At 64.9% G+C, this 10,644-nt stretch carries 7 protein-coding genes; 5 read left to right on the top strand and 2 right to left on the bottom strand.

Annotation, left to right across the window (positions count from 1 at the left end; translation table 11 throughout):
• Positions 1–283 precede the first annotated feature (283 nt).
• Positions 284–766 carry a hypothetical protein gene (locus tag QRO91_RS20375; protein WP_049428141.1) on the top strand — a complete coding sequence of 161 codons (483 nt, stop codon included), beginning with the start codon at positions 284–286 and terminating at the stop codon, positions 764–766.
• 51 nt (positions 767–817) lie between these two features.
• Here the strand turns inward: QRO91_RS20375 and aceE are convergent, their stop codons facing one another.
• Together aceE and QRO91_RS20365 are read right to left on the bottom strand one after the other, a co-directional pair.
• Complete coding sequence (aceE, locus tag QRO91_RS20370; protein WP_285310533.1) at positions 818–3,490, bottom strand: pyruvate dehydrogenase (acetyl-transferring), homodimeric type; 2,673 nt, start codon at positions 3,488–3,490, stop codon at positions 818–820.
• A 244-nt stretch (positions 3,491–3,734) separates the two neighbouring features.
• Positions 3,735–4,034 (bottom strand): hypothetical protein, encoded by a 300-nt coding sequence (locus tag QRO91_RS20365; protein ID WP_049428145.1) that lies wholly within the window; start codon positions 4,032–4,034, stop codon positions 3,735–3,737.
• Positions 4,035–4,173: 139 nt separating this feature from the next.
• Between QRO91_RS20365 and QRO91_RS20360 the strand changes: the two genes are divergently transcribed.
• From QRO91_RS20360 to QRO91_RS20345, 4 genes are all read left to right on the top strand, one after another.
• Entirely contained in the window at positions 4,174–4,689 is a 516-nt protein-coding gene (locus tag QRO91_RS20360; protein ID WP_049428148.1) for an RNA polymerase sigma factor, read from the top strand.
• On the top strand, positions 4,686–5,708 hold the full coding sequence (locus tag QRO91_RS20355) for a FecR domain-containing protein (RefSeq protein WP_049428151.1): 1,023 nt from the start codon (positions 4,686–4,688) through the stop codon (positions 5,706–5,708). Before QRO91_RS20360 ends, QRO91_RS20355 begins: the two co-directional genes overlap by 4 nt.
• 141 nt (positions 5,709–5,849) lie before the next feature.
• Positions 5,850–8,783, top strand: a complete 2,934-nt coding sequence (locus QRO91_RS20350; RefSeq protein ID WP_049428153.1) for a TonB-dependent receptor — start codon at positions 5,850–5,852, stop codon at positions 8,781–8,783.
• Between the two features lie 10 nt (positions 8,784–8,793).
• Entirely contained in the window at positions 8,794–10,389 is a 1,596-nt protein-coding gene (locus tag QRO91_RS20345; protein WP_049428156.1) for an alkaline phosphatase, read from the top strand.
• Positions 10,390–10,644: the final 255 nt, after the last annotated feature.

The following is a 10,644-nucleotide window of genomic DNA, read 5'->3' as shown; positions in this document are numbered from 1 at the left end:
GTGGGAAGGGTGGGTTCGTCCGCGGCATGGGCGGACTGGACGGCGAACAGAATGGCTGCAGCAAGGAGATGACGACGCATGACACGATCCGTGAAAATGGCGTGAAATGTTATAACGTAACTATTTGACGTGACAAGTTGCAGACGCGCCTGCTGCAAGCGTCTTGGCAGGATGCCCCTGTTCATCTGAATGGCTTGCCTGGCGCCTTGGCAGCGCGCACGATCCGGGTCACTGCGTAGCGCAATACTCCCGCAGCCCCTTCTTCACTCGAACGGAGCAACGTATGAAGCTGCTGTCCGCTGTGTTGTTGTCTGCGCTTTCGCTGCCGGCCGCCCCGGCGTTCGCGATGGAGGCACCGCCCTCACCGCTGCTGGGACGCTGGTCGCTGGACATTGCCACCTCGGCGCTGCCCGAGGCGCAGCGCCCGAAACAGGTGGTGCTGGAATTCAAGGATGCCGGTGGTGGACGCTGGAGTTCGCACGTGGACATCGTCCTGCACGACGGCAAGACCATGAAGTCCGATGGCACGCTGTCCCTCGACGGCACGCCGGGGCCTTTGTCCGGCACCTACGGCGCGGACAAGGCCAACCTGAAACTGCCGGCGCCGAACACGCTGGTCATGCAGCTGGTGGACCATGGCACGCCCGCGTCCACCCGCATCTATACCGTGGCCGCCGACCGCACGACGATGACTGAGACCAAAGCGTTCTACGGCCACGACGGTACGCCGATCCTGCAGACCAATCTGTTCAAGCGGGTGCCTTAGCGCTGCTGCATTCACCACGCCCGTACCTCGGGCGTGGCGAATGCAGCCGTCTTACACCGCAGCCGGATCGCGCTTGCCGGTGTCGATGCCGTACCTGTCGATGGCCTCCTGCATCCGCGAGCGCTCGATGCGGCCTTCGTCGGCCAGTGACTTCAATGCCGCCAGCACGATGAAGTGGCGATCGACTTCGAAGAACGTGCGCAGCGATTCACGCGTGTCGGAACGGCCGAAGCCATCGGTGCCCAGTGCGGTGAAGCGGCGGTCGTTGATGAAGGGACGGATCTGGTCGCCGACGATTTTCATGTAGTCGGTGGCTACCACCACCGGGCCGTCGTGGCCCTGCAGGCACTGCTGCACGTAGGGCACGTGCGGTTCTTCGGCCGGATGCAGCAGGTTCCAGCGTTCGGCGGCCAGCCCATCGCGGCGCAGTTCGGTCAGGCTGGTGGCGCTCCAGACGTCGCTGGCGATGCCGAAGTCCTGCAGCAGCAGTTCTGCCGCCGCTTCCACTTCGCGCAGGATCGAGCCGCTGCCCATCAGCTGCACGCGTGGCTGTGGGGCGGCATCGGCGGCCGCCGGATGCAGCAGGTACAGGCCCTTCAGGATGCCAGCCTCGACGCCTTCGGGCAGGGCCGGCTGCGGGTAGTTCTCGTTGAGTACGGTGATGTAGTAGTAGATGTCTTCCTGCTCGACATACATGCGGCGCAGGCCGTCGTGGATGATCACCGCCAGTTCGTAGTTGTAGGTCGGGTCGTAGGACACGCAGCTGGGAATCACCGATGACAGCACGTGGCTGTGGCCGTCATCGTGCTGCAGGCCTTCGCCCATCAGCGTGGTGCGGCCCGACGTGGCACCGAGCAGGAAGCCGCGCGTACGTGCATCGGCTGCAGCCCAGGCGAGGTCGCCAACGCGCTGCAGGCCGAACATCGAATAGAAGATATAGAACGGAATCGTGGCCAGGCCATGGTTGCTGTAGGCAGTGCCGGCGGCGATCCACGAACAGATCGCACCGGATTCATTGATGCCTTCCTGCAGGATCTGGCCGTCCTTGGCCTCCTTGTAGTAGCTCAGCTGGCCGGCATCCTGCGGGGTGTACAGCTGGCCGAGGTAGGAGTGGATGCCGATCTGGCGGAACAGGCCCTCCATGCCGAAGGTGCGCGATTCATCGGGCACGATCGGAATCACCAGCTTGCCCAGGTCCGGGTCCTTCAGCAGGCTGGTGAGGATGCGCACGAAGCCCATGGTGGTGGACTGGCCGCGATCGCCACTGCCCTGCAGCTGGGTGTTGAAGATCGACAGTGGTGGCAGCGGCAGCGGATCGACCTTGGCCAGGCGCGCTGGCAGCTGGCCACCTTGGACGCGGCGGCGTTCGGCGAAGTAGGCTGCCTCGGCGCTGCCGGGTTCGGGGCGCAGGTAGGGCATTTCTTCCAGCTGGTCGTCGCTGACCGGCAGGTTGAAGCGGTCACGGAAGGCGCGCACCGCGTCGGCGCTCATCTTCTTCAGTTGATGGTTGATGTTCTGGCCTTCACCGGCCTCGCCCATGCCGAAACCCTTGACCGTCTTGGCCAGGATCACCGTCGGCCGGCCGCTGGTGTTCGCCGCCTGCTGGTAGGCAGCGAACACCTTCTGCGGGTCGTGGCCACCACGCGCCAGCGCCCAGATATCGTCGTCGCTCATGTGCGCGACCCGCTCCAGAAGCTCGGGATAGCGGCCGAAGAAGTGTTCGCGCACGTAGGCGCCGCTCTGCGACTTGAAGGTCTGGTAGTCGCCATCCACGCATTCCATCATGCGCTGGCGCAGCAGGCCGTTGTGGTCGCGGGCCAGCAGGTCGTCCCAGCCGCTGCCCCAGATCAGCTTTATCACGTTCCAGCCAGCAGCGCGGAAGGTGCCCTCCAGTTCCTGGATCACCTTGGCGTTGCCGCGTACCGGCCCGTCCAGGCGCTGCAGGTTGCAGTTGACCACGAACACGAGGTTGTCCAGCCGCTCGCGGCCGGCCAGCGAGATCGCCGCCAGCGATTCAGGCTGGTCCATCTCGCCATCGCCGAGGAAGGCCCAGACCTTGCGTCCCTGGTGTGCTTTCAGGCCGCGGTATTCCAGGTAACGCATGTAGCGCGCCTGATAGGCCGCGGTCAGCGGGCCCAGCCCCATCGACACCGTGGGGAACTGCCAGAACTCCGGCATCAGGCGCGGGTGTGGATACGAGGACAGGCCTTCGCGGCCGGCTTCGCGGCGGAAGTTGTCCATCCGTGCCGGATCGATGCGGCCCTCCACATACGCGCGGCCGTAGATGCCCGGCGCGGAGTGGCCCTGGATGTAGATCATGTCGCCGTCGAAGGTGTCGGTGCGGCCACGAAAGAAGTGATCGAAGCCGACGTCGTACAGCACCGCCGCCGACTGGTAGGTGGCGATGTGGCCACCGACGTTGGAGTGCTTGCCGGCGCGCAGCACCATCACCATCGCGTTCCAGCGGATCATCGCGTTCAGGCGGCGTTCGATGGCCAGGTCGCCCGGGTAGGCCGGCTGGCGCTCGGGCGGGATGGTGTTGACGTAGGCGGTCCAGGCACGGGTATGCAGGTCGCCGTGCTGCTGGGCGTCCAGATCGCTCAGCTGGTCGATCAGATAGTGCGCGCGCGGCCGGCCGCCCGCCTGCATCACCGCCTCCAGCGATTCACGCCACTCCTGGGTTTCCAGTGGATCGGTATCGAAGGGAATGAGGGCTTGGTTCATGGCTGTCTCCAGAGGGCGCCGGTCGGACGTCTGCCTGGGCGACAACACCGGCAGGGCGCACAGCACTGGAGCGGGGTCGCAACGGCAGGGCCGTGACGCGAAGAGCGGCCGTGGCGGCCACCGAGGAGACAAGCGTAGGCCGGCCCCCCCGGCTTCGATAGGCGGGCCTGGCTTGGGTCTCTGGCAAGCAAGGGTTGGCGCCGCGCGCCGTATCATGGGCCGATGCGCTGGGCGCGGGCGCTGATCAGGCCGGGGACAGCCCAGGCAGGAACACCGGGATGACCGCCACGCCGATGCCGAGCAGGCACCAGGCGACGATGGGCAGCCAGCGCGCCAGGCGTTGGGCGGGTTCCGGTGTGCGACGGCCGCCGATCCACAGCAGCAGCGTGAGCACGCCCAGTGCATAGGCGAGGGCGACGATCACCGGATGCACGTGGATGACCCGGCTGGGCGGCCACATCTGCTGCTGGTAGGCGGTGGTGTGGGCGACCAGCAGCAGGAACAGCAGGCTGCTGAGGGTGTTGATGGCGGTGCGTGCGTTCATTGCGGGGCACTCCTTGTGCCGGCTGCCGGGACATTGCAGGGGCGGCATTCTAGCGGCTGCCTGCCGGTCGTTGAAACGCCACTGTCATCGATGGCGGTCACCCTGCGGGGCTTTCCAGCCTCGGGATGGTTGGCCGGCCGTGAACAGCGTGAGGATCTGGGAGAAGAGCTACGCGCTGCGGCGACGACTGCTGCGTGGCTTCTTCCTGCGTCGCGGTTCGGCCAGCGAGGATGCCGAAGACCTGGCACAGGAGGTCTACCTTCGCCTGTTGCGCAGCACCGGCGAAGATGCCGATGCGGTCGAGAACCCGGAAGCCTACCTGTTCACCGTGGCGGCCAACCTGGCGCGCGAGCATGCGCGTGCGCGGTCGTCGCTGCCGCCGCTGGAAGATGTCGATCTGTTGGCCGAAGTGCTGAAAAGCGAAGAAGACATCGAGGGTGAATTCGAGCGTGCGCAGCGCTGGAGTGATATCCGCAGCACCATTGCACGACTGCCGGCGACCACGCGGTGGGTGATGGAGCTGCACTACCGCGATGGGCTGGATTGCCCGGGAATCAGCCAGCAGCTGCAGGTGTCGGTGCACATGGTGCGCAAGCACATAGGCAAGGGGCTGGAGGCTTGCAGGAAGGCGCTGGGCGCCAGGGACCACACATGAACCGGAACTCATCGCCCGTGGTCGACGACACGATCGCCTGTGAGGCCATGGACTGGTTCCTGCGCAATCGCGACGGAACACTGGGCGAGGCCGAGCGGGTTGCGTTCCTGGACTGGATGAAGCGCTCGCCGGAGCACGTGCGCGCCTATATGCACGCCCTCGCGCTGCACCGGCAGGTCGGTGAGGCGCTGCAATCGCCGTTGCCTGAAGAGGCGCCGGTGCCACCGCGGCAGGTCGCTGCCAAGGTGGTGCCGCTGTTCGGTAGCGTGCACGCGCCGCCGCGCGCTGTGCCGCGTCGCGGTCGTGCGCGCTGGTGGATGGCGGCTGCCGCAGCCTGTATCGCCCTGCTCGGCGTGGGCCTGGTTCCGCAGGTGATGCCCACCGAGCAGCTTTACAGTGCCGGACAGGGTGAGCTTCGCGACGTGGTGCTGCCCGACCAGACCCAGGTGCGGCTCAACGCGGACAGCCGCCTGCGGGTACGCATGGGCTGGTTCAGCCGCAAGGTGGAGCTGCTGCAGGGCGAGGCCACGTTCGATATCGCCCGTGACCGACGGTCGTTCGAGGTGCAGGTGAACGGATTGCAGATCCGCGATATCGGCACGGTGTTCGATGTCTCGCGACGGTTGCAGAGCACACGCATCGGCGTGGTTTCCGGCGAGGTGGAGATCTGGAGCCAGCGTGCGGACGCCCGGCGTCTTGCGCAACTGGGCGAGGGCCGGGTGGTGCAGGTCGATGCGCGCAGCCATTCGGTGGAGTCACTGGACGTACCGTTGTCGATGCTGCTGGACTGGCAGCAGCGCAAAGTGTCCTTCCTTGATGAACGGCTGGACGAGGTGGCCGCTGCCTTCAACCGGCACAACCAGGTACAGGTGCGCGTGCTGGACGAAGGCGCGGCATCGGCACGGTTGTCGGGCAGTCTCGATGCGCATCGCATCGGTGCGCTGCAGGCCTTCCTCGAACGCGACCCGCGTTTCGTGGTGAGGCGTGAAGGCGACACCGTGCGGGTCGGCAGTCGCTGAGGCCGACGTGGCCGTTGACTGTCAGAAAAAATTCATCGAATCCGCATTCTCCACTTCGGTGGATGCGGGCTCTTACTTGGGAGAAGCCGCTGCCGAGCCACGCAGCGGCGCCTGCTGCCTTCGCTCTTCCAAGGACCCGTGATGCGCAACACGCTCTACCTGTCGATCATCCTCGCCCTGTCTCCCTGCAGCGTACCGCTGGCGGTCGCGGCCACTGCCGATGGCCTTGAGGCCCGTGTTTCGGCGCCGATCGCGGCGCAGCCGTTGGCACGCGCACTGGAGCAGTTGTCGCGCAGTTCCGGGGTGCAGTTCCTGTACTCGGCCGGCGGTGATGCCCGCATGGCCGGTGCGGTGCCGCGCGGTGCCACCGTCAAGCAGGCGCTGGATGCACTGCTGGCCGGTACCGGCCTGGGTTACACCGTGGTCGATGGCAATGTCATCGCAATCGATCCGGCACCCGTAAGCAACGCGCCGAAGCCGGCCGCGCCGAAGCCGCGCGAGGCAGAGGCGGTGGTGGCGCCGACCCTGGACACCGTCAAGGTGATTGCCGCGCACGAGGTGATCGACCAGAAGAAGTCGTCGCCGGTGATCAAGGATTCGGTGGTCTACGACGAGATGGACAGCTACGGCGACGAGACCCTGGCCGAGAGCCTGATGGCCGCTCCAGGCCTGAGTGCGGTGGAGGATGCCGGCGAGCCACGTTACGTGACCGTGCGCGGCGTACAGGCCAACCTCAACTACACCACCATCGATGGCATCGCGATTGCCAGCGTGGGAGGCAGTGGCTCCGGCGAGCGGATGAACAACCTGCAGCTGATTCCCAGCGACATCGGTACCCGTACGGACATCTACAAGAGCTTCAGTGCGGAGCAGGCACCGGATGCGATCGGCGGCGTGATCGACATCATCAGCCGCAGTGCTTTCGACCGATCCGGCAAGTACGTGTTTGCCGATGTGGCGGGCATCTATTCCACCGCTGAGACCAACGTCGAGCGCAGCGCTGGTGGCAACCACGAGGCGATGGGTCACTTCGGCAAGAGCGCCAAGATGGTGTTCTCCAATCAGTTCGGCGCCGACCAGGAGTTCGGCATCGTTGCGGTGGCACGCTACGAGCAGCGTTCACGCAACAGCGTCAAGCGCTGGGTGGAGTCGAACTACTACTACAACGACGCTGGCAGATACCTCACCGACGGTACCACCGGTCCGGACGAGGCCAAGGGCTGGAACGGGCTGCGTGCGCCTGGCAACTTCAGCACCGGCACCTATACCAACTTCATCACCAACTTCGGTGGCTCCGCCAAGCTTGAGTGGAAGCCGTCGGATGACCCGTTCTACGCATCGCTGCTGCTGTACTCGTACCGGTTCTACGAGAACTCGACGATGAACAAGACCGATCTGTACGGCAATGCCAGGTTTCCGATCCGCAACCAGACCGAGGACAGCGGCACCACCCAGATCAACAGCATCTACATCAAGAACCGTCACGACCGCTGGGACCGCAGCAACCGTGGTGCCATCGCCAGTTTCAACTGGGACATGGGCGACCGTTCACGGCTGACCCTGCGTGGCGGCCATACCGAAGAGACCTTCCACAACAGCCAGGTCTACTGGGGTGTGCGCGCCTACCCAAGCAATCTGTTCGTCGACTACGAGAACGACAGCCACGGGTTCCCGAACGCGGTGGCGGTTTCCGATTCCAGCCTGCTGACCAGCTCGGCGTTCAAGCTCAATCCCGCGCAGGCCTATGTCTCCCCGCGCGATGCCAAGGAGAGCATCGACAACCTGCGCGCCGATTTCAGCTACAACATCGACGCCGATGCCCGTGGCTTCGGCCTGGCCACCGGCGCCGAATACCGCCATCTGAAGATCTGGCAGGACATCGACTTCGACTACTTCAAGAGCAGTGCCACGCTCAACGATTACCTGTATCCGGGTTCGACGCTGCTGGGAAGCGTGCCGGGCTTCCCGCTGATCGACAACCGCAAGTGGAACGAGGAACTGCTGCCCAAGCTGGGCAACAACAATGCGGCGTATCCGAATGCCAACTTCACCAGCGACTACAGGTACGTGGAGGACATCACCAATGCCTATGTATCCGCGCACTACGCCTGGGATCGGCTGCTGCTGATCGGCGGCCTGCGCTATGACCACACCCGCTTCGATGCCTACAGCCCGTTCAGCGATGATGGCGGCACTACCTATACCTCCGCCTTCCGCAATACGAGCGGTGGCTACAACAACCTGCTGCCTTCGTTGAATGCGACGTTCAAGCTGAGCGAGGACCAGCGCTTGCGATTCTCCGCCAGTCGCACGCTGGGCCGGCCGACGCCGAGCAACATCGCGCAGGCCACCAGCACCAGCTGTGGCGATGACGAGGAGGGCAGGGGCTTCTGCAGCATCAAGCAGGGCAACGCCAACCTGCAGCCGCGCCGTTCCACCAACATCGACCTGGCGTGGGACCTGTACTTCAACGGCAACAATGGCCTGGTCTCGGTGGCGCTGTTCGACAAGGTGATCAAGGACGATATCTACACCTTGACCACGTTCGAGAACGTGGGGGATACCCGCTACCGGGTCACCCAGCCGATGAACACCGACGAGTCGAAGCTGCGTGGCGTCGAGTTCGCGGTGGCCAACCGCAACCTGCAGTGGGGCCGCCAGCGCTTCGACATGTACTTCAATGCAACCCGTCTGGAAGGCCAGACCAACTACCGCATCAGCGATGGCACCGAGCGCCGCTTGGACCGGCTGCTGTACCAGCCGGACTGGTCGCTCAATGGCTCGGTGATCTGGCGCATGCCATGGAAGAGCGCGCAGCTGCGCCTGTCCGGCACCTACCGCAGCCGGATGCTGGTCGACTTCGGTGACACCCAATGGCTGGATTCGTACTACGACCCATACATGACCTTCAACATGGCCTTCAGCCACAAGGTCAGCAAGCACGTGACACTGAAGTACGAGGCCAAGAACCTGTTCAACACCCAGCCGACCTACAGCACCGGTCCGAACGGACGCTTCCGAACCGAGATCGACGACTACGGCCGCTTCTTCTACTTCCACATCATCTACAACTGAGGGCACAGCCGTGGAGACGATCAATCGCAGGCGATTCCTGGCCCTGGCCGGCCTGTCCGCTGCCGGTGCCTGGATGGGCACGGCACACGCGCTGGCCGCGCAGGCCGATGCCACCGCGCTGAACCCGCGCAACCTGCTGGCCAAGCCGCGCTTTGCCAGTACACCCTTCACCCTGGGCGTGGCCTCGGGTGATCCCTCGGCCGATGGCATGGTGCTGTGGACGCGCCTGGCGACCGAACCGCTGGTGTTCGGCGGTGGCATGCCGACCCGGCCGATGGTGGTCGAGTGGCAACTGGCGGCAGACGATGGCATGCGCAAGGTGGTGCGCCAGGGTTCGGCAATGGCGCATCCCGAACTCGGCCACGCCGTGCACGTGGAGCTGGGCGGATTGGCGCCCGGACGACCCTACTGGTACCGCTTCACCGTAGGCGGCCACGCCAGTGCGATCGGTTGTACCCGCACGCTGCCCGCAGCCACGGCCGCAGTGGATCGTGTGCGTTTTGCGGTGGCTGGCTGCCAGCACTACGAAGAGGGCCACTACACCGCGTGGCGGCGCATCGCCGAGGAACCGCTGGATTTCGTCTTCCACTACGGTGATTACATCTACGAAGGCGAAAGCCAACCGGGCCTGCGGAAGATGAACGGCCAGCCGTTCACCAACCTGCGTAATCATGTCGGGCCGCAGACCTACACGCTGGACGATTACCGTCGCCGCTACGCCCAGTACAAGAGCGATGCCGACCTGCAGGCCGCGCATGCGTCGGCACCGTGGTTCGTCACCTTCGATGACCATGAGGTGGACAACAACTGGGCCGGTGCCGAAGACCAGGATGACACGCCCAGCGAAGTGTTCCTGCTGCGCCGGGCACAGGCGTTCCAGGCCTACTACGAGAACATGCCACTGCGCCGTTCGGCATTCCCGCGCGATGGCCACATGCAGATGTACCGGCGCGCACGCTACGGCACACTGATGGATCTGCACCTGCTCGACACCCGCCAGTACCGGAGCAAGCAGGCGAACATGGCGCTGCGTGAGGACGTGGAATCGCCGGAACGCAGCATTGTGGGCGCGAAGCAGGAGCGCTGGCTGTTCGATGGTCTGGCCGATGTCGCACCGCGCTGGCACACCATCGCCCATCAGGTGGCACTGGGCAACTACATGCGCGAGAATGATGGCATCGTGCAGTCGTCCGACGATCAATGGTCGGGCTATCTGGACAGCCGCCGGCGCCTGCTCGATCACATCCAGAAGGTCGGCTTCGGCAACGTGGTGACCGCCTGTGGCGACGCGCATCGCCACTATGCCAGCGATCTGGTGCAGGACCACCGTGACTCAGGGGTGATCTCCAGCGAGTTCCTGGCCACATCGATTACTTCCGGCGCCGATGGCCAGGGTGTGGATGCGTATGCCAGGAACCAGCTTGCGCACAGCCCCTATCTGAAGACGACCACCGACAAGCGTGGCTACGTGCTGTGCGATGTCACCCGCGATGCGTGGATTGGCGACATGAAGACGCTGGATACCGTGATGCAGCCGAATGGCGCGGTGCAGAGCTGGAAGCGCTATGCGGTGGAGCACGGCCGGCCGGGGCTGCAGGAGGCCTGATCCTACCGGTCTAGCCTGTAGAGCCGAGCCCATGCTCGGCTGCTCTTCGACAACTGACCGGAAAAGCAGCCCACCATGGGCTCGGCTCTAAAGAGATCCTTCAATCCTGCTCGAACCCCAAAGGCTCGCTGCCCATCGCCGGGTCGCTGGTGGCGGGGGGTCCATCCTCTGCGCGGCCGGCCACGCGGACCACCCTTTAACCCGCCCTGATGTGAAGGTCGTACCATCCTGCGGTGGAAGCTGCTTCCCACGCCA

This window comes from Stenotrophomonas maltophilia group sp. Smal32 (assembly GCF_030237085.1).
In the GTDB taxonomy this organism is placed as follows: domain Bacteria; phylum Pseudomonadota; class Gammaproteobacteria; order Xanthomonadales; family Xanthomonadaceae; genus Stenotrophomonas; species Stenotrophomonas maltophilia_Q.
Note: the sequence above shows the minus strand (reverse complement) of the source record. Positions and strands in the feature narration are given on the sequence as shown.

What these genes read in the sequence shown, in the direction of transcription:
- aceE (WP_285310533.1), bottom strand. Translation starts at nt 3,490, where the DNA reads ATGAACCAAGCCCTCATTCCCTTCGATACCGATCCACTGGAAACCCAG.
- QRO91_RS20355 (WP_049428151.1), top strand. Translation starts at nt 4,686, where the DNA reads ATGAACCGGAACTCATCGCCCGTGGTCGACGACACGATCGCCTGTGAG.
- QRO91_RS20375 (WP_049428141.1), top strand. Translation starts at nt 284, where the DNA reads ATGAAGCTGCTGTCCGCTGTGTTGTTGTCTGCGCTTTCGCTGCCGGCC.
- QRO91_RS20365 (WP_049428145.1), bottom strand. Translation starts at nt 4,034, where the DNA reads ATGAACGCACGCACCGCCATCAACACCCTCAGCAGCCTGCTGTTCCTG.
- QRO91_RS20350 (WP_049428153.1), top strand. Translation starts at nt 5,850, where the DNA reads ATGCGCAACACGCTCTACCTGTCGATCATCCTCGCCCTGTCTCCCTGC.